17 protein-coding genes are annotated in these 22469 nt (G+C 60.8%); 8 read left to right on the top strand and 9 right to left on the bottom strand.

Translation table 11 applies throughout. The annotated features are described in order from the left end of the window. Both U1A53_RS02280 and U1A53_RS02285 read right to left on the bottom strand, forming a co-directional pair. A complete protein-coding gene (locus U1A53_RS02280) occupies nt 1–2967 on the bottom strand; it encodes a PSD1 and planctomycete cytochrome C domain-containing protein (protein WP_322278738.1) in 2967 nt (988 codons plus the stop codon). 72 nt (nt 2968–3039) lie between these two features. Further along, nucleotides 3040–4635, bottom strand: a complete 1596-nt coding sequence (locus tag U1A53_RS02285) for a protein kinase (RefSeq protein WP_322278739.1) — start codon at nt 4633–4635, stop codon at nt 3040–3042. Nucleotides 4636–4710: 75 nt separating this feature from the next. On the opposite strand from U1A53_RS02285, the gene proC reads away from it, so the two are divergent. After that, nucleotides 4711–5514 carry a pyrroline-5-carboxylate reductase gene (proC, locus tag U1A53_RS02290; protein WP_322278740.1) on the top strand — a complete coding sequence of 268 codons (804 nt, stop codon included), beginning with the start codon at nt 4711–4713 and terminating at the stop codon, nt 5512–5514. 5 nt (nt 5515–5519) lie between these two features. Here proC and U1A53_RS02295 read toward each other — a convergent pair whose 3' ends face one another. Beyond that, nucleotides 5520–5882, bottom strand: coding sequence for a hypothetical protein (locus U1A53_RS02295; RefSeq protein ID WP_322278741.1), 363 nt, complete (start codon nt 5880–5882; stop codon nt 5520–5522). 74 nt (nt 5883–5956) lie between these two features. Then, nucleotides 5957–7747 (bottom strand): NADPH-dependent assimilatory sulfite reductase hemoprotein subunit, encoded by a 1791-nt coding sequence (locus tag U1A53_RS02300; protein ID WP_322278742.1) that lies wholly within the window; start codon nt 7745–7747, stop codon nt 5957–5959. Nucleotides 7748–7974: 227 nt separating this feature from the next. Here U1A53_RS02300 and U1A53_RS02305 point away from each other — a divergent pair, with 227 nt between their 5' ends. The 5 genes from U1A53_RS02305 to U1A53_RS02325 all read left to right on the top strand — a co-directional run bounded on the left by U1A53_RS02305 (nt 7975) and on the right by U1A53_RS02325 (nt 14235). Continuing rightward, the gene (locus U1A53_RS02305) at nt 7975–8859 is read left to right on the top strand and encodes a hypothetical protein (protein WP_322278743.1); all 885 of its coding nucleotides are present in this window, start codon (nt 7975–7977) and stop codon (nt 8857–8859) included. Nucleotides 8860–8921: 62 nt separating this feature from the next. Next, on the top strand, nt 8922–9509 hold the full coding sequence (locus U1A53_RS02310; RefSeq protein ID WP_322278744.1) for a c-type cytochrome domain-containing protein: 588 nt from the start codon (nt 8922–8924) through the stop codon (nt 9507–9509). A 161-nt stretch (nt 9510–9670) separates the two neighbouring features. Continuing rightward, complete coding sequence (locus U1A53_RS02315; RefSeq protein ID WP_322278745.1) at nt 9671–10267, top strand: hypothetical protein; 597 nt, start codon at nt 9671–9673, stop codon at nt 10265–10267. A gap of 71 nt (nt 10268–10338) precedes the next feature. Beyond that, nucleotides 10339–11130 carry a hypothetical protein gene (locus U1A53_RS02320; RefSeq protein WP_322278746.1) on the top strand — a complete coding sequence of 264 codons (792 nt, stop codon included), beginning with the start codon at nt 10339–10341 and terminating at the stop codon, nt 11128–11130. Between the two features lie 39 nt (nt 11131–11169). After that, nucleotides 11170–14235, top strand: coding sequence for a WD40 repeat domain-containing serine/threonine protein kinase (locus U1A53_RS02325; protein WP_322278747.1), 3066 nt, complete (start codon nt 11170–11172; stop codon nt 14233–14235). On the opposite strand, the gene U1A53_RS02330 is transcribed toward U1A53_RS02325, so the two are convergent. Both U1A53_RS02330 and U1A53_RS02335 read right to left on the bottom strand, forming a co-directional pair. Further along, a complete protein-coding gene (locus U1A53_RS02330; protein ID WP_322278748.1) occupies nt 14192–15289 on the bottom strand; it encodes a DNA alkylation repair protein in 1098 nt (365 codons plus the stop codon). The genes U1A53_RS02325 and U1A53_RS02330 overlap by 44 nt on opposite strands. Before the next feature lie 9 nt (nt 15290–15298). Further along, nucleotides 15299–16123: a hypothetical protein gene (locus U1A53_RS02335; RefSeq protein WP_322278749.1), complete on the bottom strand. Its 825-nt coding sequence runs from the start codon at nt 16121–16123 to the stop codon at nt 15299–15301. Nucleotides 16124–16176: 53 nt separating this feature from the next. Here U1A53_RS02335 and U1A53_RS02340 point away from each other — a divergent pair, with 53 nt between their 5' ends. Next, entirely contained in the window at nt 16177–17334 is a 1158-nt protein-coding gene (locus tag U1A53_RS02340) for a pyridoxal phosphate-dependent aminotransferase (protein WP_322278750.1), read from the top strand. A 20-nt stretch (nt 17335–17354) separates the two neighbouring features. On the opposite strand, the gene U1A53_RS02345 is transcribed toward U1A53_RS02340, so the two are convergent. The 3 genes from U1A53_RS02345 to U1A53_RS02355 form a co-directional block, all read right to left on the bottom strand. Then, entirely contained in the window at nt 17355–17864 is a 510-nt protein-coding gene (locus U1A53_RS02345) for a hypothetical protein (protein ID WP_322278751.1), read from the bottom strand. Between the two features lie 619 nt (nt 17865–18483). Further along, a complete protein-coding gene (locus U1A53_RS02350) occupies nt 18484–19179 on the bottom strand; it encodes a succinylglutamate desuccinylase/aspartoacylase family protein (protein WP_322278752.1) in 696 nt (231 codons plus the stop codon). A 114-nt stretch (nt 19180–19293) separates the two neighbouring features. After that, nucleotides 19294–20631, bottom strand: coding sequence for an alginate export family protein (locus U1A53_RS02355; RefSeq protein ID WP_322278753.1), 1338 nt, complete (start codon nt 20629–20631; stop codon nt 19294–19296). Between the two features lie 221 nt (nt 20632–20852). Between U1A53_RS02355 and U1A53_RS02360 the strand changes: the two genes are divergently transcribed. After that, nucleotides 20853–22415, top strand: coding sequence for a sialate O-acetylesterase (locus U1A53_RS02360; protein ID WP_322278754.1), 1563 nt, complete (start codon nt 20853–20855; stop codon nt 22413–22415). Nucleotides 22416–22469 lie beyond the last annotated feature (54 nt).

Below are 22469 nucleotides of genomic sequence, written 5' to 3' on the forward strand. Positions count from 1 at the left end.
TCACTCCTTCGTGATCGTCTCGTCAAGGTTGAGCAGCACGCGGGCAACAAGAGTATGAGGATCAATTTCGCCGGCTTTAGACTGATGGCGTTTGAGCATGGCGAGGAGTACAAAGGTTTCTTTGTCGCTTGGTGTGCGGCCGGTGCAGAGCTGGAAGCCGTAGGCGATGCGGGTGGTGTCATCGGGGCCACCTTCTTTTAACATGCGTTGGGCGAGGGCTTGGGCGGCTGCCATGCTGGTGGTTTCATTGAGCGTCATGAGAGCTTGCAGCGGCGTGTTGCTCTTGGAACGGCGGATGCAGGAGGATTCGCCATTGGGCACATCGAAGGTGCTCAAAAACGGATAGGGCGTGCTGCGGCGGCGGAAGACATAGACGCTGCGGCGGAACTGATTGGCGTCTTCTTCGACCTTCCATGGGAAGGGCGCGTAACTGGCGGGTTTTTCGAAGAGATGGGCGGGTGCGGGCGGCATGACGGGGCGTCCGCCGACGGCGGGATTGAGCAGGCCGCTGGCGGCGAGCTGGATGTCGCGTACGACTTCGCCTTCGACGCGGAAGCGCGGGCCGCGAGCGAGGAGGCGGTTGTAGGGATCGCGTTCGAGGTGTTGCGACGTGACGTTGCTAGACTGCTGGTAGGTTGCGCTGGTGACGATCAGCTTGAGCAGATGCTTTGTGCTCCAGTTGTGCTCCATGAAATCGACAGCGAGCCAGTCGAGCAACTCAGGATGGCTTGGGGCGCTGCCTTGGGTGCCGAAATCCTCGGCGGTTTCGACCAAGCCGGTGCCGAAGACCGCCTGCCACACGCGATTGACGAAGGCACGGGCGGCGGTGGGCGATTGTTTGCTCACCAGCCACTTTGCGAAGGTCAAACGGCTGCCATCAGCGTTTTGGGGAAGTGGATTGAGCATGGCGGGCACGCCAGCGGTGACGGGATCACCGGGTTTGGTGAAGTCACCGCGTTTGAGCAGCGCGGTCATGCGCGGCTGATCGCGTGCATCGAGCACAAGCGTGGTGGTGCCTTCGGGATGCTGCTTCCACGCGGCTTCGATTTCGTCGTTGATGGGGTCCCACTCTGGAACGGTGGCACGGAAGGCGGTGAACTCGGACTTCTTGCCATAGAGTGGATCTGCTGCCGCATTCGGCGCGTCAGTGCTGCTGATGCGATAGCGGCCGAGGTTCATGGTTTGCAGGTCATCACTGTTCCAACCACCGTGTTTCATGCTGAGGCCGACGGTGAGCTCGGCGTCAGGTTTCACCTCGACGGGTTTTTCGAGCACGAAAACGGCATTGCGTGGCACGTTGCGGCGTCCGGGGCCCGCATTGATACCCCAGGCGGTTTTGTCGTTGCCGTCGATGGCGTAGCTCACTGGTCCGGTGACACGTTTGTCCTTCGAGACGTCTTGATCGCGGGCAAAAGGCGCGAGCGGCGTGTTCTCAGTCTCGCCAAAGTCGGCGCTGGCTTTGACAAACTTCAGCTTCGTCATCTTGCCGTCGATCTTCATCTCCACATTGAACTCGGTGAGCGCGGCGGTGCCTTTCTGTGAGCGTCCGGGGCCGTAGGCGGGCAGATTGGGGTCGTTCATGAGTTCGAGCCGGAAGGCGCTGATGGTGACGGGTGCTTCGAGTTTCACCACGAACTTCACTTCTGATTTCGTCGGCGCATAGCCTTGCGCGAGGATGCTGCCATCCGCTTGGCGCAGCGCTTTCTCGCCACCGGAGGGATCGTCTTCAAAACTGAGCGTGCGCCATTGCGGCTGCGCGGTCTTGATGCCGGTGGACCATGCGTTCATGCGCTGCTGCCAGTCGGGATGATCGTGCTTGAGCTTGGCTTCGAGTTCGGTGACGCGCTGGAGGATTTGGGAGCGCTGCATTTGCTCGCTGGAGGTGTACACAACGCGCCAGGGTTCGTTGTCATTGTTAAGGTAGGCGAACATGCGGTAGTACTCCTCCTGCGTGATGGGATCGTACTTGTGGTTGTGGCACTGCGTGCACCCGATGGTGAGGCCGAGGATGCTTTTGCCGATGGTGTCCATGCGGTCGAACATGGCCTCCATGCGGAACTGCTCGGGATCGACGCCGCCTTCTTCGTTGATCATCGTGTTGCGCAGGAAGCCGGTGGCGACGATTTGATCCTGCGAGGCCTTGGGAAGCTGATCGCCGGCTATTTGCTGGATGATGAACTGGTCGTAGGGCAGGTCGCGGTTGAAGGCGCTGATGACCCAGTCACGATAGAACCAGATGAAGCGCATAGGATCCTTTTCGTAGCCGTTGCTGTCGGCATAATGTGCGGCGTCGAGCCAGTGGCGGGCCCAGCGCTCGCCATAGTGCTGACTGGCGAGAAGAGTGGATGCCAGATGCTGGCTGCTGGATGCCGGATCGTTCTTGTAAGCGTTGGTGAAGGTGGTGATCTCTAGCGGAGTCGGTGGCAGGCCGGTGAGATCGAGATGGAGACGGCGGAGGAGGGTTTGGGGCGCGGTAGGAGGCGAAGGTTTGAGCCCTTCCTGTTCGAGCCGGGTGCGGATGAAGGCGTCGATGGGATGTTTCGCGTTGGCGGGCACTTTGGGCTTCACGGGAGGCTTGAAGGCCCAGTGATCGGTGTTCTTTTCGATGTCCGCACTGGCGCTGTCCGGCCAAACGGCTCCAGCATCGATCCAGGCTTTAAGTTTGGCAATTTGATCGGCGGTGAGCGGGCCGCCTTTGCGCGGCATGCGAATTTTTGGATTCGTGCCGAGCACGGCGTGCATGAGGCGGCTGTCATCGGCCTTGCCTGGCACGATGGCGATGCCGAAGTCGCCGCCCTTCATCGCACTGGGCTTGTGATCGATCCGGAACGCGGCCTCCTGCTTGTGCGAGCCGTGGCATTGATAGCAGCGTTCGCTGAGGATGGGTTGGATGTCTTTGACGAAATCGACGGCGGCTGCGGCGTGTGAGGCGAGCAGGAATGAAAGAAGGGCAGGGGAGCTTTTCACGACGCGGAGTTTATACGCGAGTCAGGTATGCGAAATCAGCGCCCTCAGCATGGAGAATGCTGTTGAATGGCATCATTTGCCGACCACGAGCTCCAAACTCGGATCTGGCTTCGGAAGGTTTTTTTTCTCCCAGAGCACCTTCTTCTGGGCATCCAGCACCTTCACGGTGAGGTTCTTGGTACGTTCACCGAAATCTTTGTCGGTGCGGTTCCAGATGACGATGGTTTCGAGCGGCGCTTCAAGCCCGAGATCTAGCTCCCACCAAGGGCTGCTACGTGCTTGACCATCGGTGTGGTTGACTTTGCCTCCCTTGCTGTTGTCGCCGTCTGTGCTTCCGTCGATAGCCAGTTCGGGGATGCCGCCCCAGTCGGTGCTGCTCTGTGTGGCGGTGCCTTTTGGGGCGATGTTGGTGTTGCCGCTGAAGACCTGCACCTCGGCGAGGTTGATGATGCCTTTGCCGGGAATCTCGACGCGGATGTAACGACCAAGCGCGCTGGATCCTGTGGTGATGGGCGCGGCTGATTTCGCCTTGGCGGCAGGCTTGCCGACCTCCTCTTCATCTACGGTGATTTTCGTGCCTGCGATGGCGTCACGAAGAAAGGGCCAGAGGAAAATGCCGGCGATGGCGATGGCGACGAGATTCAGCACCACCGCGATCAGGGTGCGGCTGCCGGAGGATTTTTTTGCAGCAACCGCCGGTGCTGCGGTGGCGGGTGCGGCTGATGGCGCTGATTTCGGCGTGATGGGTTTCGGTTTCGGCGCATTCGGATGCGACGTGGACACGAGCTGAGTCGTCTGTGTGCCAGGTGCCATCGCGGGCGCCTGCTGTGGCATGTAACTGAAACCGCTCTGCATGCTGAGCATCAGCGCGTCGAGCGCCTGTGCCACAGAGTGCGGACGTCGTTGTGGTTCCAGGTTGAGCAGCCAGGCAAGCCAGTCGCGCAGCGGTTGATCCAGATCCGGCCGCACATGGTTGAGAACCTGATTGGTGGTGAAGTCATGCCAGTCAGACATGATTTCCTCCACGGTCTCGCCTTGCGCGGGCGCGGAGTTCGTCGCGATGCAGAACAGGCTCGCGGCGGCGGTGAACAGATCGCTTTGCGTCGTCGGTCGGCCACCGGCATGCAGTTCCGGCGCACGAAACCACATCGTTTCGGGCGGATGTGAGGTTCGCGTCAGTGAGAGGCCCCAGTCCTGCACCTGAAGGAACAATCCGCCGCCCGGATGATCTGCGATGATGAGGTTGCTCGGCTTCGGATCGCCATGCGGCTGTTGCAGATGCTCGCCGACGAGCAGGGCGTGCATGAACTGAACCGCCAGCGCACGAACATCCGCAGGCGCTGGCTGGCGCTCGGCGGCGAAGGCCCGGGCGTTCACTCCTGGCATGAATTCATAGACGAGTGCAAACTCATCCTCGGTGGGCAGCAGGGTGATGAGCCCGGCGATCTGCGGATGCCGCACCTGAAGCAGTGTAGGGGCGAGGAGCTGCAGCTTCTCACGATCCAGAGGGTGCAAGGTCTCGTGATCCTGCAACAGCACTTTGATCAGCACCTTGCGTCCGGTTGCCGTCTCCACCCCGCGATAGACCTTCGCCGAAGGTCCGGCGGCAATGATTTTTTCGGGATGAAAGTGATCGGCGTACATTTTTAGAACCGAATGTGGCAGCATGGCAGGAAAGCGGGCTGCTGTGCAAGAGAAGATTGGCGGACTTGCAGGATGCCGCATCTGCCGCACAGTCGCGGCATGTTGAAACTCGGACTCATCGGCTGTGGGAAAATGGGCGGCGCGTTGCTGCGTGGCGTGGAGCAGGCGCTCGGCAAGGCCGGCCTGCAAGTGGCACTGAGCGATGTGGTGCCGGAGGCGGTGAACTCGCTGCGGAAGTGCCTCTCCTGCAAATCCATCACCGGCACGCCGGAGGAGGTGGCCGCCGTTTCTGATGTCGTGATTCTCGCCGTAAAACCGGGCGACATGCGGGCGCTGTGCGAATCGCTTGCCGAAGTCAAGGGCAGCCGGTTGCATCTGAGCATTGCTGCGGGAATCTCGCTCGCGAATCTCGAAATCTGGCTCGGCAGCAGGCAGCGTGTGATTCGCAGCATGCCAAATACGCCCGCGCTTGTCGGTGTCGGTGCTGCAGCCTTCGCACGCGGGAGCAAGGCAAATGCGAAGGATGCGGTGCTCGCCACGAAGATCCTCGGTGCTGTCGGCACGGCGGATGAAGTCTCTGAAAAGCTGCTTGATGCCGTCACCGGTCTTTCTGGCAGCGGCCCGGCGTACATTTACACCGTGATCGAGGCGCTGGCGGATGGCGGTGTGCTCATGGGGCTGCCGCGTGCCACGGCCTTGCGTCTCGCGGCTCAAACCGTGGCCGGAGCCGCCGAAATGGTACTCCTAAGCGGCAAGCATCCTGCGGCGTTGCGCGATGAGGTCACCAGTCCCGGCGGTACGACGATCGCAGGTCTCGAAAAGCTGGAGCAGCACGGTTTGCGCAACGCCCTGATTCAGGCCGTGCGCGCAGCGACGGAGAAGAGCAAGGCGCTTGACGCCTGATTGGATCAAAACACCGGCTTGAAATAGCCGATGTAGCCCAGCACGGCACCGATCACTGCGGCGATGAGCACCACCAACGGAGCGGCGAGCACGCGGCGCTTGGCGAGCACGGGCAGGAAGCCAAGCACGAGCCAAAGGGCGAATTTTACGAGCACCCAATGCTGGGTGTAGAGCGAAGGCGCTCCTTCTGGCAACCCCTTGGACATCTTGGCGAGCATGCCGAAACCGGAGACGAGGCTGATGATCAGCCCGATGCCGTGCCACTTCATCGCACGTTTCGCGCCTTCGCTGGAAAGCAGGCCGCCGAAACCGATGAAGACGAGGATCAGGCCAATGAGATGGAGGAAGTGGTAGGTCTGGAGTGACATGGCGGAGTCTGTGGCCCAAAGAAACGTCCGCCACAAGTGCGGTGATGCGTTGATTTTAAGATCGGAATCTGAAGCTATTCAGCAGCGCTCACCTTCTCACCCGCGAGCTTGGCAGCACGTTCAGCGAGTTCGATGTGGAATTGCTCGGGCTGCGGAGCTTCACCTGTGGTGCGGGTTCTTGCGAACCAGTCGGCGAAGATTTCACCGGGCTGGCGCTCGGTTTTGAAGGCTTCGAGGAACTCGCGGACTTTGCCGGGCACGTCTTCACCGAGGACGGTCTTGAATTCGAGACCGGCGAGGCGGTTACCGCGGATGCTGCCGCCGACAAACATGGCGTACTTGTTCGGTGAGCGGCCCACGAAGCCGAAATCGGCGTTGTAGGGACGGCCGCAACCGTTCGGGCAGCCGGTCATGCGGAAGAGGATCGGCTCGTCGGCGAGACCGAGTTCGCGCAGGGACTCGTCGATCTTGTCCATGAAGCCGGGCAGGACGCGCTCGGATTCGCTCAGAGCGAGGCCGCAGGTGGGCAGGGCGACGCAGGCGTGGGCGACTTTGCGGGCGCGGGTCATGTCATCGCTGTGAACGACGCCGTGTTTGGCGAGGATGGCATCGACGGCGGCTTTTTGCTCCGGCGAGACTTCAGCGATGATGAGATTGGTGTTCGGCGTGACGATGAGGGGCAGGTCGAGCGTTTTGCACAGCTCGGTGAAGGCGCTGCGGTAGTGCGGGCCGTTTTCACGGTCCACGATGCGGCCCATGCTGATGTGGACAGCGCAGTAGAGTTTGCCATCGCCCTGCTCGTGCCAGCCGAGGTTGTCCTCGACGCTGTCGAAGCTGAGTTCCTTCGGCGGGAAGGTTTCGATGCCGGGAAGGCGGCGGACGACTTCGGCGCGGAAACCGTCGAGGCCCATGGTCTGCACGGTGTACTTGAGGCGGGCGTTTTTGCGCTCGGTGCGGTTGCCGTGGTCACGCTGGGTGGTGACGATGGCTTCGATGGCATCGACGACATTCGCGCGCTTCGCATAAAGTAGCCGCTGACCAAGGAAGGGCCGCGTGCTGAGCTGGCCGTGGCTCATGCCGAAGCCGCCGCCGACGGTGATGGTGTAGCCTTCGACCTCGCCATTCACGACGTGCGGCACGAGGCCGACGTCCTGGGAGTAGATGTCCGCGTCGTTGCAGGGCTGGATGGCGACGCCGATCTTGAATTTCCGCGGAAGATAGACTTTGCCGTAGATCGGATCGTCGCCTTCGGGGGCCTTGGTCGCCTCGCGCACGGCGGGATTGACCTCGGGGTCTTTGATCCACTCGGGATCGACTTTTTCGCCGTCGAGCCAGATGTCGGCATAGGCGGTGGAGCGCCAGAGGAAGCGCTGGCTGATTTCCTCGGTGAGTTTTTGCGTGTCGGCGTGGACGGTGTCCTTGATCGGCGCGGCGGGGCCCATGGTGTTGCGCACGACATCGCCGCAGGCACCCATGGTGCTGAGGCCGCTGTGGCAGACGTTATGAATGACCTCTTTGAGGCCGCCTTTGAGCACGCCGTGAAGCTGGATGCCCTGACGGTTGGTCAGGCGCATGTTGCCGAAGGCTTTGGTGCAAAGGTCGTCATGGATGAGCCACTGCTTGGCGGTGATGCGGCCCCCGGGCATCTTGCTGCGGATCATGAAACTCCAGGCTTTGTCGAGCTTGGCCTTGCTGCGTTCAGCGCGCACGTCGCGGTCGTCCTGCTGGTAGGAGCCGTGGTGTTTGAGCAGGACGTTTGAGTCCTCCGGGATATGAGAAAGCGAGGTGTCAGCGAACTGTTCGGCGATCTGGCCGCGCAGGCCGACGGAGGCGAGTTTGATGTCTTCGACGGAGGCTTTTGACATGGAGGCAGGGGTGAAGGGGGCGTTTTTAGGGCGGACAGACTCGGCTAAGTTGCCACGAAAGCAAGCTATGGCAAGAGTTGTTATACATTATGTCTATCGGAATAATATAGAATTGGGCACGGCTGAAACCTGCTCGGTATCTGGAAGGAGATCGCTTAGAAATACCGCATGTGAGCAAACGTGGCGTGACAATTGCACCTCAAGCCGCCTATATCTGAGCAATCTCCATGAACTCCCCAGCATTGCCAGCCAGCAAGGCCGTTGCCACGCTTTTAGCACTGATGCTTGTCGCCATCCTGCCTGGCTGTGTGAAGCAAAGTGAATACGAGGCCTTGCAGCAGGAGAATCAGCAGCTTCAAAAACGGCTCGATCAGGCCACCGAACAGGCTCGGCAGGCCCAGGCCGAGTTGAGCGTCCAGCAGATACGCGTTTTTCAGTTGATGGAGGTCGAGACGAAGCTGCAAAAAACCCAGGAACAATTGCTGCAGACCCAAGATGAACTGGATGCCATGAAGGCAGAGTTTGAGAAATTCCGCACCCAGAGACGCAGCGCCATGCTGGGCAAAAAATATCCCGTCCTTCATCTCGACAATGGCAAAATGCTGCGTGAGGCCGAGATCACAGCGATTGTGGGCGAAGAGCTTTCCATCAAACATGAGGATGGCTTCCTCAAGGTCGCATTGGCGGCTACTTCCGACGACTTGCGCTGGGAGGCTTGCTACGATCCCCGGGAAGCCAGGATGTCGGCCCGTGACCAATTGCTCGCGGAAGCCCGCAGGATAGAAGCAGGTAAACTCAGGGGAACGACCCAATCGAGGATGTCGGCGACTGCTCCTTCATCACCCACCACCAGCGTTGTCGGAACCCTGCGTCAGCAGCTTGTCGCGCAGCGAAGGCAATTGAATACCGATTATCAGGCGCTTGCGGCGAAAAATTCCAGCGCCTTGCAGGGGGCGGCGGTGTGGGATTCCGCCAGACCTGAGGCCAGCCCTTTGTTGAACAGCTTGTCTGGCAGCCGGGCCGTGCTCGGCATCAGCCGGCTCCAGTCTCAACGCGACGCCATTCTCATGACACTTCAGCAACTTCGCAGCCTCGATCCTGCCGCCCGCTGAACGCCTCGATCCCGCAAATTTAGCTAGGCAAACCGCCCTTTTGATCGTTTCCTGTGATTGCCATGACCCAACGCCTCATCCTCATGTTCGCCGTCCTGACCGTCGGCACCGCCTCCGCCGTCGATTTCAAAACTCAGATCGCCCCGATCTTCCGCAACAAGTGCTTCGCATGCCACAGCGTGACGAAAAAGGTCAAAGGCAAGCTCGCGCTTGATGATGACAAGCTGTCCGAGCAGATCGGCCCTGGCAAAAACATCATTCCTGGCGAGGCCATGAAGAGCACGATGTTCATCAACTGCACCCTGCCTGACGATGACGCTGACGTGATGCCGCCCGAGGGCAAAAATAAGCTCACCGCTGCCGAACTCGATCTCTTCAAAGCGTGGATCACCGAAGGTGCCAGCCTCACCGCCGGTGGCGCGGCTCCCGCGTCTGCGCCAACGGCGGCTCCCGCCGCTCCCGCTGCGGGCGGTGATGGCCCGCTCATGAAGTGGACCAGCAGCGATGGCAAGCTCATTGAGGCTCACTTCATGGGACTGCAAGCTGACGGTGTGCTGCTGAAAATGCCCGCCACGGGTGTCACACACATCGTTCCGCTGACCCGTCTGTCGCCGGAAAGCCAGGAGCAGGCGAAAACAGCCACGAAATAACCGCCCCCGAGCAGACTTTTTCCTTCATCCGTCTCCGTGTGCCCCACGGTGGCGGATTTTTTTTCGCCCGGCCTGTAACACTTTTTCGCGGCTTGCTCTCCTCCCCTGTGAACAGCTCCTTCTCAAACCCCTGGAGCTGCGAATCCAAACCAAACCAAGTCATGAAAACAAATCTCTTCCTCCTCTTTACCACGGTGCTGCTGTGCAGCGGTGCCAGCCTCACGGCCAATGACAATCTCTGCGGCGGCGCCGACGACGACCAGCTCTGTGGCGGCGCTGACGATGACCAGCTCTGTGGCGGCGCTGACGACGATCAGATCTTCCTGCCGCTCGATCGCGGCATCACGTCAGATCCCCTCGGCGTCGTGGCCGGCCCTGCGGGATCTGCGCAGCCTCCCGTGCTGCAAGGCATCACGTCAGACCCACTCGGCTATCGTCCGCCCGTGCCGCACGGCCTCGTGAGCGATCCGCTGGGCTTCCGTCCGCCGGTGCTGCAAGGTCTCGTGAGTGATCCGATCGGCATTGCTGCTCCGCCCAATAACATCATGGCGCTCTGGACCGCCCTGGTCAGCCCCGCACCCGTCGTCATCAGCGGTGGCAACGGCAACGATTCCTTCAAACCAGCGCCGTTCACCGATGCGATGATGCTGCACATCATGGCCACCGGCTCGCCCACTGGCGACACCATGGACGACGACGATCTCTGGGGCGGTGGCGGCACCGATGAAATCGTCGGTGGCGACGGCGCGGACTTCTAAACCTCGCAATTCAAAACCCACACAGCCTGCCGGCTCACCCCGGCAGGCTTCTTCCTTGTTTTATGACTCTCATGCCCTCAAGCGCCTTGACCCTGCCACCACCTCCGGCGCAAACTCACCGCGTGGCGACTCCCGCAACAGCTCCCGCGACTCCCGGTCTCTTTCCGGCCACGCCGTGGTCCCAACTCGTCCGGCTGCGCGGCGATGACGAGTCCGCGCGGCGTGCGCTTGCCAGTGTGTGCAAGCTCTACTGGTATCCGGTCTATGCGCACATCCGCGGCCGTGGTTATCAGCCGCACGACGCGGAAGATCATACGCAGGGCTTCTTTGAGCGTCTGTTGGAGCGCGGCGATCTCGCGGAGGTCGATGCCAAAAACGGCCGCCTGCGCAGCTTCATCCTCGCCGCCGTGAAAAATTATCTTCAGAGCGTGTGGCGGCATGATCAGGCACTTAAACGTGGCGGCGGGCGCGAGCACCTAGAACTCGACGTCATGATGGCGGAGGATCGTCTCGCCCGCGAACTCGCCGACCAGGACGACCCCGAGCACTTGTTCGAGCAGCGCTGGGCCGTCACCCTGCTTGAAAACGTGCTGCGCGAACTCGAGACCGAATATCAGCGCAGTGAGCGTGGCGAAACCTTCGCCGTTCTCAGCGGCTTTCTCTCCTGGAAGGCCGAGCCGCCGAGCCATGAGGAAGCCGCGCAAAAACTCGGCATCAACGAGCAGGCCACGCGCGTCGCCGTGCATCGCCTGCGCAAACGCTACCGCGACCTCCTGCAAAAACACATCGCCGCCACCGTCGAAAACGAGACGGAAGTCGATGCCGAGCTCGATCATCTCCTCCAAATCTTCAGCGCCCGTTAAAACCAGGAACCAAGAGCCAAGAACGAGGAACTCATCGTCATGCCCGCCTGTCCCGAATGTGGTCGTGCCCTGCCCGCCGCAGGTTTCTGCCCGCATTGCCTGCTCAAAGGCGGATTGGAGATGCCGGAGACCGAAACGTCCGCGTTTCAGACGACCCAGGCCGCGCCCGAGATCGCATCCGAAGGCCTGGAGCCGTGCTTGATGGGAAAATATCAGCTCGGCGCGAAGCTGGGCGAAGGCGGCTTCGGTTTCGTCTTTGAAGCCACTCAAACACAGCCCATCCGCCGGGAAGTGGCGGTCAAAGTGCTCAAGGCGGGCATGAATGCGTCACAAGTCATCGCCCGTTTCGAAATGGAACGCCAGGCGCTCGCGATGATGAATCATCCCGGCATCGCGCAGGTGCTCGACGCGGGCGAAACACAGGACAGCCGGCCGTTTTTCGTCATGGAGCGTGTTCACGGTGTTCCCGTCACGCAATTCGTCCGGCAGCAGCAGCCCTCGTCAGTCGCGAGATTGCGGTTGTTCGTCGAAATCTGCGACGCCGTGCATCACGCGCACACGAAAGGCGTCATCCATCGCGATCTGAAGCCCTCGAACATCCTCGTCGCGCTCGCCGACGGCGTTCCGCATGTGAAGGTCATCGACTTTGGCCTCGCCAAGGCGCTCGACACGCGTCTCACGCGCCGCACGATTTACACGCTGCATGATCAGATCATCGGCACGCCCGGTTACATCAGCCCCGAGCAGGCCGAGCACGGCCCCGAGGCCGCCGATGTGCGTGGTGATGTCTATGCGCTCGGCGCGTTGCTCTACGAGCTGCTCACCGGTGTTCCCGTCGTCGATCCGAAATCCTTGAGTGGAAAGCCGCTGCACGAGGCTTTGCGTGAGGCTGCTGGAAAAAAGCTCGTGCCGCCTTCGCATCACAATCCACGTCTGCGCGGCGATCTGGAGCACATCATCCTCAAGGCGCTCGCGCCAAAGCCAGGGGAACGCTATGCCAGCGCGGACGCGCTCGCGCAGGACATCCTGCGCCATCTCGCCGACCAGCCCGTGCAGGCGCATCCCGCGTCGCACGTTTACCTCATTCGCAAATTCGCCCGCCGTCATCATCGCGGTGTCGCCGTCGCAGCAGCCTTTGTGCTCGCTGCATTGGCCGCCATCGGCGCGGGCGTGCAGCATTTCATGCAGCAGCGCCGCGCACAGCAGATTGCCGCGTTGCATCAGCGCGAATTGCAGCGCATGCAGAGCCGCAAGGACTTCCAAACTGCGCGCCAGCTCAGCGAGCGCGGCCGGCAGAGCGATGCCATCGCCTCACTTTGCCTCGCACTGCGCACCGATCCGCAGAACGAACTTGCCGCCGCGTATCTGTGCTCGCAGCTCGCCCACAGCCAGTTTGGCTTCCGCATCGCCACGAATCTGCGTGTGGAGGATGGCTGGGACAAAATCATCGGCGTCGCGGCAAACGCAGCGCGCAAGATGGCGGTCGCGGTGTTTCAATCCACCGACGTCGAACGCCATGATCTCATCGCACGCTGGGATTTGCGCCGCAGCGGCAAGCCGCAAAAACTCGCGCTGCCCGCCGGGGCGAGAATCAGCGCGTTTCAAACGACACTCGATGACGAAACACTCATTCTCGGTTTCAGCGATGGCAGACTTGCCCGCTACGACATCGCCAGCGGCGATTTCATGCCGTTTGAAACGAAAATGCAGGGTCGCATCACCGCCATTGCCTGCGCCGCAGACTCGCAGCACGCGCTCGTCGGCACTTTGGAAGGCGAGGTGCGGCTTTGGGATGTGAAAACGCAGCAGCCAGTGGCACCAGCGCTCGCACTGCAAGGCGGCGTGTCACAACTCGCGCTCGATGCCAAAGCGGAGCACGCGCTCATCTCGCAAAACAAAACACTCGTCTCCATTCATCCGCGCACCGGCCAGCTTGCCGCCGTGCCCTTCCAGGTGCGCCAAAGCGGCGTCACCAGCATCACCGTCAATCCGCAGGGCACGCTCGCCGCCGTCGGTCTTGCGAACGGTCTCGTCATGACGCATCGCCTGCCCGATTTGAACCCCGTCGGCACGCCGCTGGCGCTCATGGGGCCGGCCTCTGCGCTCAACTTCAATGACGCTGGCAACGCGCTCGCCGTGGGCGACACCCTCGGCGGCGTCAATGTCTGGCGCGTGCCCGAAACACGGCCCATCGGCGCCGGCATCCGCCTGAAAGGCCCCGTGCGCCTGTGTCGCGCGCTGTCCGTGCGCGGCCATGTGCTGGTCATCGGCGGGCGTGGCGAAATCCGGCTCTGGCATCCGGGGGCCGACACCAGCATCAGCCATCACAGCCGCCTGCTGCTCAGCACCACAGCCGCCAGCCGCGATGGTTCGCTCGTCATCATGGCGGAGGAAAAAACGCCCGTGTTTGAAGTGTGGGAGATGCAGTTCCGCATGATCGATCCCCGTCCCTGCGCCACACCACCGCAGAGCGCAGGGTTGGTGGCCTCGCTCGCCCAGCCCGGCGGTCCGCCCCTGCTCTTGCTCCTGCGTGGCAAGGAGCGCCACTTTCGCGCCGAACTCGGCCACCGCCTTGATGTCACCGACGCCGCCAGCAGCCGTCCTGTCTGCGCTCCGCTGTTTCACGAGCACACGGTCCGCCATGCCGCGCTCACACCCGATGAACGCACGCTGCTCACCATCACCGTCGATGGCACGCATCGCGCCTGGGACGCGCAAACCGGCGAACCGCTCATGGCGCCCCACAAATGCGGCGAACGCGCCACCACTGTGCGCATGCACGCCGACGGCAGCCGCTATGCTTTCCAGCGCGAGAACGGCGAATGGTTCGAACTCCCGTTGCCCACACGTCCCGGCGTCCTCCCTGACTGGTTCCTCGACTTCGCCGAGGCTCGCGCCACCAAACGCCTTCTGCCGGACGGCTCCACCGAGGTCGTGCGCCATCAGGCGCAGCAGGAAATCGTCTCCCGCCTTCCGCCATCGAACGATCCCGCCACCACCCTCGCCCGCTGGCTCATGACCGCTCCGAAAGAGCGTGCTCCGTGGCCGGATGCCAGTGATCTCACTTCAACACAAACATCGACTCCGCCACCCGCTGCCCGTTGATCTGCAATTCGACGCGATGTTTGCCAGGATGATGCTTCCGCGTCGTGAAGTCACGGATCACCTGGCTTTTGCTCAGTTCCAACGTGCCACCCGTTGGCAGATCGACCTCGGTCCATTTGAAGACCTTCTCAGCGCTCACGCCACGCGCCTTCATGTAGTGAATGACGTAATCCACGGCGAGACGCTGCGATTGACGACTGGTTGAGGTGATCACGGTTGTGAGCGTGAGCCGTTCACCGAGCGCGAGTCGTTGCGGTGAAGCTTGAAGGGTGGCCTTGACCTCGGCTTTCTTGCCAAAACCGAACAGTTTCAATGCGCGTGGATGTCCACGCTTGATCAACGTGCGGCAGGCCTGCTTGGCGATCCAGCGCAGGTGCGCCTGCTCCAGCTCCCAGGCCTCAAGAAGCTGCAAAACAAACTCAGGATGGTCCTTCGTGATGTCATTGAGATGATTCGCCACCGAACGCCGCACGAACAGCGACTCATCGTCCTTCAGCGCCTCCAAAATCACCAGCGTTGGCAAAGGATCACGCACCAGCGTGCTCAAACGCATGCCCCACGGCAGACGCGGACGCGATCCTTCGCTCGCCAGCCGCCGCACCTTCTCATCCGCGTCCTTCGTCCACTGCCGGAGCGTTTTCAGCGCCCGCTCCTGATCCGCCACGATGAACGGCCGCACCGCGAACTCCGCCGAGCCAAAAACCGTGAAAAACCGCAGCGCCTCCAGCGAGAAGTCGAAATCATCGCGTCCAAACATCGCCACGAAGTCGCAGAGAAAAATGGAGACAAACTCATGCCCGACCTTCGGTGCGAGTTTTTGCAGCACCCGCACCTTCTGCTGAAACGATCCCGGCAATGCGGCATCCGCCGCCACCGCGCATTGATTCAACCGCTGCATCAGAGAGCGCTCCGCCAGACCATCCAGCGTGAGAGCGAGAAAGGCCTTCCCATCAAACTTCGGCGCGATGGCCGTCAATTCGGTCGCGATGGCCCGATAGCGGGCTTCGTTGAACCATTCTTTAAGTTGCGGAGGAGGATCGGGTTCGGAGGGCATGACAAAAACTCACTTCAACTTGGCAAACACGGTCTGCAACTTCTCCAAGCTGCCAATCGCGAGCACGACCTCGTATTCAAACACAAGTCCCGGCTTCAGCGCGAAGGTCTGGATCGGCGCGAGGTAGCTGCAATCGCCCTTGTTGCCGTTGCGCACGCGGTAGCACGTTGCTTGATCGGTGTGAGGCATGAACAGGCCGATGCCGTGATCGCTTGAGTCCACCCACGCGCACCATGGTTCGCTGACGCGGATGTATTCGTTCGGAAAGCCGGGCTGTTTGCGCGTGAGCTTCTTTTCAGCATCCACAAACACCATCGTGTCGAGCTTCGGCGTCACAAACAGCGCGGGAAGCTCTTGATGCCTCGGTGCATGCGTTTTTTCGCCCGTGTAAGTCATCTTGAACTTCAATCGCGCCAGTCCGCCATCAAGTCGCAGCCATTCTTCCATCACACACTCGGGTGCGAACTCTCCCGTGGCCCAGTGGCGTGGCTTCGTCTTCGCGTAGAAGCTGGTGGCGTCGAATTTCGTCTCCACGACTTCCGCAGGTGCATTTTTCCAGCTCCCACCCTGCACCGGATTGTAGCGCCACGGCTTGCCGTTCCAGTCGCTGCCGTCCTCATCGCCATAATACGACTGCTGCACATAACGGCCCACATCGTAAGCGTTGAGCAGGTTGTCCTGTGAACCCGAAGGCGAAAACCAGCCGATGCAGGCTCCGGCCTTGAGGTTCACACCAAGCCTCACCTGGCCGTTGTCGAGGTAATGCCAGCTTTCCGTCGCTTGAGCGGACGAAGCCAGCAGAAGAAGGGCGTGGATGAGGTGTTTCAGTAACATGACGATGCAGACGGGCGCTTGCAGCCTCGCGGCATCTCGCCAAATGCGCAAGGATGCCCGCGACCTCACGCCGACTCCACGCCTTCACCGAATCCGTCATCCGCGCGATGACGCGGCTCTCGAACCAGCATGGCGCGATCAATCTCTCGCAGGGCTTCCCCGACTTCAATCCGCCTGAGGAACTGCTTGCCGCGCTCGAACGTGCCACTCGCGGCCCGTTTCATCAATATGCCGTGACCTGGGGCGCGCCGCGCTTCCGGCAGGCGCTGGCGCGGAAGATCACGCATTTCTCCGGCACGGCGATCGATCCTGATCAAAACCTCGTCGTCACCTGCGGCAGCACGGAGGCGATGATGTGCGCGATGATGACCTGCTGCGAGCCGGGGGACAAAGTGATCGTCTTCTCGCCCTTCTACGAGAACTACGCCGCCGATGCCATCCTCTCCGGCGCTGAACCGATCTATGTCCCGCTGCGTCCGCCGCAGTTCGGCTTCGATCCCGATGAACTCGCCCGCGCTTTCGCCCAAGGCGCGAAGGCCATCATCGTCTGCAATCCATCCAATCCGACCGGCAAAGTCTTCACGCGTGCCGAACTGCAAACGATCCTCGATCTCGCCGAAAAACACGACGCCTTCGTCATCACCGACGAGCCTTATGAGCACATCGTCTATGCGCCGCATGAGCACGTTTACATGCATTCGCTGCCCGGAGCCGCAGAACGCGTGATCGTGTGCAATTCGCTCTCCAAAACCTACTCCATCACCGGCTGGCGGCTCGGTTATGTCCAGGCCGCGCCGCACATCATCGCGCAGGCGCGGAAAGTGCATGATTTCCTCACCGTCGGCGCTGCCGCGCCCTTGCAGGAGGCCGCCATCGCCGGACTGGAGCTGCCGGACAGCTACTACCACGGCCTGCGCGATCTCTACACCGCGAAGCGCGATGTCTTCCTCAATCATCTCCGCGCCACTGGCCTGCCGTTCACCGAACCGCACGGCGCTTACTACGTGTTGATGGACATCTCATCCCTCGGCTTCGCCACCGACACCGAGGCCGCCGAATGGTTCGTGCGCGAGATCGGCGTCGCGGGTGTCCCCGGCTCCAGCTTCTTCCGCGAACCCGAACACCGCTTCATTCGCTTCCACTTCGCGAAGCAGGTGGAGACGCTGGATGCGGCGGGGGTGAAGCTGGAGAGGTTGAAGCGGGGACGGTGAGCAGTTGGCCAACGTCAACGTTAGGACCCATTTGCGTGACCACTCTTCGTGGATCGAAAGCCAATGCTTCGCCATGCCCCTGCGGGATCTTGATAGACTTCACCCGTGATCATCCACCAGACTGCTAGGTCGGAGGCCATGCCAAAATTCAGGGCGGCAAATCGTTCGGCTACGTCCCTTAACGTACTCCTGATTTTTTCATCGAGAGACTCATAGTCATCTTCATCCGCGAGTTCATCTCCGACCTCCTCGAAGATATCGTCTAGTTGAGACCATTCTTGACCCCAGTTTGGCACTCGATCGCCCAAACGGATTTGCTTCTCTCCGGGGATTTTTGCAAGTCCTTCAAGTGATTTGAGGTGCTCGTCGACCACGACTTGGTATATATCGAAATTGAACCCACCGTTAGAATCGTTCCAGAAACATAGTGCCATCGGGTCCACCTTATCGACTTCTTTCAGAAGCCTGGGGATTCCGGTTTCATAAATCGTAGCAATGTAGTCCCAATCAATGCGGGATAATGGATTCATAATGGCTGCGTGAGGGGGGTAAATTTGCAATTCTCCGCAAAATTACGGAAGAACCCTCGATCCATGAAATTAACGGACGCTAAGGAGAACTCCACAATCACTGCCCAATGACTGGATCGGTATACATGGACGATTCTGCGAGCAGGCCCGTCCGCAATCCGAAATGCTTCATGGCAGAACTCGGGGGGTATGGAAGGAAACGCCAAAAGAGTGAGATCAAAACGGTGCGAATCCGGAAGACGGAAGTCTACGCGCACAGCCTCCGTGGATTTTAGACGCTCCGAGAACATGGGCTCCGACTCAGGCAATCGAAACATGCTCACATAAATCTGCGGGCTGTCTCTTTGGATATCTGGTCCCTTCGCGAAAAGATGGACTACGTGCCGCGACGATGAATTTACCTCGTGTCGCAGAAACTGTGGAATGGCGCGGAGGCGGCTAAATTCCAGACACCCCGCTTGAAAGGAATCAGCGGAGCCATCATTTCGAGTGTCGATTTCTAGCCTTAGAGGTTGCATGGAATGAAGCCTAACTAGTTGATGAGAAACAATTCCGTCGAGTTCGTCAACAGCGTTATGGCTAAACCTCTTTGAATCCCGACCTTATGCGCCGCTGAACGCTACAAGTTCGCCGCATACGCCTGCAGCTCGCGGTATTCCGCCAGGATGCGTTTCACGGCGGCGACGGTCGCTTTGACCTGCGCGTCCATCGGTGCAAGCGCGGGCGTCTCGAAAACGATCTCCAGCGCATGCGGCCGCTGTTCCGGCGGGGCGCTGAGGATGCCGAGGTAGCCCTCTTTGATGATGCCGCGTGAGGCGAGGAAGCCGTCGATGATGTGCTGCTCGTTGCGCGGGAGAAATTCGCTCGATGCTTGCAGCGCAGGCTCCAGCAGATGCGCGCTGAGCAGTGCGCCGCTGACGAAGCCGTAGCAGCCGTCAGAGGTGTCGTCGGAGTGCAGCGAGACGATGCCGTCGTAGTGTTCGCGGCGCAGTTCGCCTTCGAGAAACACGACTTCGGACTCGGTGGAGCCGCGCCAGAACTCGCGGTTCAAATCGAGGCCGCTGTGGCTGTGGCGCGTGCCGAGGGCGAGGCCGGAGGGATTGCAGATCGGATAAAAATGCAGCTCGTAGTCGTGCAGTTCCTCCGGCTTCTCGGCGGCCCAGCGGATGAGATCCTGCACAGCCAGAGTGCCCGCCTCCTCATCGCCATGAATGCCGGCGAAGATGCCGATCTTGATGCCGTGGCCCGGCTTAAGCGGCTTGCTGACGATCTTCGGTATGAAGATGCCTTGCTCTGGCGGGTTGATTTCAGTCATCGGGGTGAATGCAGGTGAGGCGCGATGTAAGAGGTGGTTAGGGGAAGGCACAGTCAAGAGGCCAAGTCCGCTGCACCGAAGGCTTGAACGACTTGCCCATTTCTAGGCGTGGCTTCAGAAAATCCGCCTGCTGAACTCCAGGTACGCGAAGTCCGTGTCGCCACGTCTGACGTTGTTCTCGATGAATCCGCCCGCATTGAAGTGCGCATAGCCCAGAATCAGCTCGGTTTTGTCACCGAGATTGAAACGTGTGCGGATGTCGAACTCGTGGCCGATGAAGCTGCCGGTGGCGTCGCGGACGTTGTTGGCGTTGGCGAAGCGGTCGGTGGCGCTGTCGAGCCAGTACCAACTGTAGCCGAGATCGAAGCGGAAGGTTTTGGCCGGGGCGCATTCGAGGCGCAGCTTCGGCGCGCGGATGTTTTCGAAGACGATGTAGTCGTTCGCCGACCACGGGCGGCTGAAGCCGAAAAAGCGCTCGAAGCGATTGTCGGTGCCGTCGTTCGGATCGTGGTCTCCGGAGGCCTGGCCGTAGAAGAGGCTGAGGCGTGGCTTCCAAGGCATTTTGAAATGGTAACCGACCTCGGCGGTGCCGGACCAAGCACGGACTTTGCGCGTGCCATTCTGGCCGAATTGATAATTGAAACTGGTGTCGTAGTCGAAGCCGGTGCCGGCAATGACGCCGTAGCCTCGCAGGCCGGGGTTGTGAACCATGCGCTCGGCCACTCCGGCATGGGCGGACTGATGCAGCGCCAGATAGTAAGGTTCCAGCGTGATGATGTGCGCCCAGCGCCGCCAGTGGCCGATGGCGGCAAACATCCATTGCTGCTCCACGGGGCGATCCCAGTCATACAGCCGGCGGCTCAAAGGCTGCACTGCGAGGAGGTCGAGCTGCCAGTCGTTGCGCTCCTGGCCGAGGCTGGCGTGGAAACCCTGGAAGGTGTTCGCGGTGTTGCGCCACTGATTGTTGCCGATGAGGCGGCGGTCGAGGAACTCGAAATTGTGGATGCCGTAGCGAATGAAAGCGGGCCGGGCGTTGCCGTGCACATCATGGCCGAGCAGGTCTTTGAAGTGCAGCTCGGCGTAGAGGCGGATGAACTCGAACTCGTTCACATCGCGGTTGTCACGCGGATACCGGCTGTGATAGCGACGGGAGTCCTGCATCTCGACCGCGAAGCGGAAGGGGTCGAGGATGTCGTGGATGCCGATGTAGGCCCGCGTGCGATGCAGAAACGGATCATCTAGCCCCGCCTGCGCACGGCGGATGTCATCGTCGCGATACTCGTAGCGGAAGCGGTAATCGAGGCCGAGATCGAGCCACGCGGCATTTTTGAGGAAGTCGATGCCGGTCTCCGGCGCATGCCGCGCGTATTTCGGCGGGTCGGGATCACGCGTGGTGCTGTAACTCTGCGACGCACGGTAAAAGCTCTGCGCCAAAAGCGAGGGGCAGAGCAACAATGACGAAACCAGAGCCGAGCAAAGCAAGACAGACAGCCAACGGCCGCCCCGAAGGGGTGAGCGAAGCGAATCAATGGCGAATGACGAATGACCGTGCATGGCGAGTGCGAGGAACCTCCTCGCTTGGCCTCATCTGGCCGCGAGTTCAAGCGTGTTGGCAAAAGTTTGATGGAAAAGCGCCTCGGCACCGCGTTTGTTCACGCTCCGTTCTTCCGACCATGAAACTCACGACCCTGACCACCCTCCTCGCTGCGCTGACGCTCACCGCCCGCGCCGAATTGAAACTCCCCGCCATCATTGGCGATAACATGGTGCTGCAGCAAAAGCAGACGAATCCGCTCTGGGGCTGGGACACACCTGGCACGGAAGTGACGGTGAAGTTTGGTGATCAATCGAAGTCCGCGAAGGCTGGTGCAGACGGCAAGTGGACGGTGAAACTCGATCCCGTGCCCGCGAACGCAAAACCTGCGACCATTTCGATCAAGGGCAGCAGTGCCAAGGAACTCAAGAACGTGCTCGTCGGCGAGGTGTGGATCTGCTCCGGCCAGTCGAACATGCAGTGGAGCGTGCAAAGCTCCTGGGACGCCGATTTGGAAATCGCCACGGCGAAGTATCCGAACATCCGTCTCATCACGGTGCCAAATCTCGGCACGCAGGAGCCGCAGCAGGATTTCAAAGGCGCGTGGGCCGAGTGCTCGCCGCAGAACGTCGGCGGCTTCAGCGCCGTGGGCTTTTTCTACGGCCGAGTGCTGCACAACATGCTCGATGTGCCCGTCGGTCTGATCAACAACGCCTGGGGGGGCAGCGCCGCCGAGGCGTGGGTGAACCGTGGTGAATTGGAAAAGGATCCACGCTTCAAGCTGCTCTCGGAAAACACCAAAAAGAACGAGGCTTTCCTCAGCTCTGACGCCGCCAAGAAGCAGTATGAGACCAATCTCGCCAACTGGAAGAAGCAGGCCGAGGAAGCGAAGGCAGCCGGCAAACCTTTCACCACTCGCGCACCCGGAGCACCAGACGCCTGGTTGCGTGGCAACGCCCGCCCCGGCAACATCTACAACGGCGCTTTGCTGCCCACCATCGGCTACGGCATCAAGGGCGCGATCTGGTACCAGGGCGAGAGCAACGCCGGACGTGCCTACGAGTACGCCAGCCTCTTTCCCTTCATGATCCAGAACTGGCGCAACGAATGGAAGCAGGGCGATTTCTCCTTCTACTGGGTGCAGCTCGCCGACTTCATGGCCGAAAAAACCGATGCCGAGCAGGCCACCGCCAGCCAGTGGGCTGAACTGCGCGAGAGCCAGACCAAAACCCAGAGCGCCATCCAAAACGGCGGCCAGGCCGTCATCATCGATCTTGGCGAATCCAACGACATTCATCCGAAGAACAAGCGCGATGTGGCCGAGCGCCTCGCCCGCTGGGCGCTCGTGAAGGATTATGGCATGAAGCTGCCGTATCGCAGTCCTGAGTTCAAATCCGCCGAGTTCACCGGTGGCAAGGCCGTCATCACACTCGACACCTTCGGCGGCAGCCTGCGCACCGTCGATGTGAGTGATGTGAAAGGCTTCGTCATCTGCGGTGAGGACAAGAAGTGGGCCTGGGCCACCGCCAAGATCACCGGCAAGGATAAGGTCGAAGTCAGCGCCGCTGGCGTCTCCAAACCCGTTGCCGTTCGCTACGCATGGTCGGACAATCCGGTGTGCAATCTCCTCACCACCGACGGCCTGCCTGTCACCCCCTTCCGCAGCGACGACTTCGAGATGCTCACCAAGCCGAAGCCATAACCCGGCTGCTTACGTTGATTTCAAATCGAAAGGCACGACCACGAGGTCGTGCCT

This window comes from Prosthecobacter sp. (genome assembly GCF_034366625.1).
GTDB lineage: Bacteria > Verrucomicrobiota > Verrucomicrobiia > Verrucomicrobiales > Verrucomicrobiaceae > Prosthecobacter.

Bases quoted from the DNA above. Each gene is read 5' to 3' on its own strand.
- U1A53_RS02305 (WP_322278743.1), top strand. From the start codon at position 7,975: ATGAACTCCCCAGCATTGCCAGCCAGCAAGGCCGTTGCCACGCTTTTA.
- U1A53_RS02340 (WP_322278750.1), top strand. From the start codon at position 16,177: ATGCCCGCGACCTCACGCCGACTCCACGCCTTCACCGAATCCGTCATC.
- U1A53_RS02325 (WP_322278747.1), top strand. From the start codon at position 11,170: ATGCCCGCCTGTCCCGAATGTGGTCGTGCCCTGCCCGCCGCAGGTTTC.
- U1A53_RS02360 (WP_322278754.1), top strand. From the start codon at position 20,853: ATGAAACTCACGACCCTGACCACCCTCCTCGCTGCGCTGACGCTCACC.
- U1A53_RS02295 (WP_322278741.1), bottom strand. From the start codon at position 5,882: ATGTCACTCCAGACCTACCACTTCCTCCATCTCATTGGCCTGATCCTC.
- U1A53_RS02345 (WP_322278751.1), bottom strand. From the start codon at position 17,864: ATGAATCCATTATCCCGCATTGATTGGGACTACATTGCTACGATTTAT.
- proC (WP_322278740.1), top strand. From the start codon at position 4,711: ATGTTGAAACTCGGACTCATCGGCTGTGGGAAAATGGGCGGCGCGTTG.
- U1A53_RS02315 (WP_322278745.1), top strand. From the start codon at position 9,671: ATGAAAACAAATCTCTTCCTCCTCTTTACCACGGTGCTGCTGTGCAGC.
- U1A53_RS02300 (WP_322278742.1), bottom strand. From the start codon at position 7,747: ATGTCAAAAGCCTCCGTCGAAGACATCAAACTCGCCTCCGTCGGCCTG.
- U1A53_RS02320 (WP_322278746.1), top strand. From the start codon at position 10,339: ATGCCCTCAAGCGCCTTGACCCTGCCACCACCTCCGGCGCAAACTCAC.
- U1A53_RS02350 (WP_322278752.1), bottom strand. From the start codon at position 19,179: ATGACTGAAATCAACCCGCCAGAGCAAGGCATCTTCATACCGAAGATC.
- U1A53_RS02335 (WP_322278749.1), bottom strand. From the start codon at position 16,123: ATGTTACTGAAACACCTCATCCACGCCCTTCTTCTGCTGGCTTCGTCC.
- U1A53_RS02310 (WP_322278744.1), top strand. From the start codon at position 8,922: ATGACCCAACGCCTCATCCTCATGTTCGCCGTCCTGACCGTCGGCACC.
- U1A53_RS02330 (WP_322278748.1), bottom strand. From the start codon at position 15,289: ATGCCCTCCGAACCCGATCCTCCTCCGCAACTTAAAGAATGGTTCAAC.
- U1A53_RS02285 (WP_322278739.1), bottom strand. From the start codon at position 4,635: ATGCTGCCACATTCGGTTCTAAAAATGTACGCCGATCACTTTCATCCC.